Annotated in this window: 1 protein-coding gene; it reads right to left on the bottom strand. The window is 72.3% G+C overall.

The window, feature by feature from the left end; genetic code table 11:
* On the bottom strand, positions 1-229 hold a 229-nt coding region (locus AOK15_RS43335; protein ID WP_157870510.1), incomplete at its 3' end, for an ArsR family transcriptional regulator.
* Positions 230-310 lie beyond the last annotated feature (81 nt).

Below are 310 nucleotides of genomic sequence, written 5' to 3'. Positions count from 1 at the left end.
CCGCGAGCCGCAGCTTCGCGAGGTGCTGGCTGACCGCGGTCCGGGACGCGTCGCAGCGTTCGGCCAGGGATCCGACGTCGGACTCGCCCTGCGCGAGGAGCCACAGCAGATGCAGCCGGGTGACGTCCGAGAGCATCGCGAACACCCCGGTCGCCTCGGTGAGCCGCGCGCTGTCGGGAGCGCGCAGATGCGCACCGGGTGCAGGTGACACGGCGTGGCGTTCTGGCATGAGGCCAGCCTAGAGCCATCGGCCGGGCCGTGGGCCGATCGTGCCGGTCGCGACCACGACTCCGGGACCATCATGTGCGCA

It is taken from the genome of Streptomyces ossamyceticus (assembly GCF_001418475.1).
Lineage (GTDB): Bacteria > Actinomycetota > Actinomycetes > Streptomycetales > Streptomycetaceae > Streptomyces > Streptomyces ossamyceticus.
Note: the sequence above shows the minus strand (reverse complement) of the source record. Positions and strands in the feature narration are given on the sequence as shown.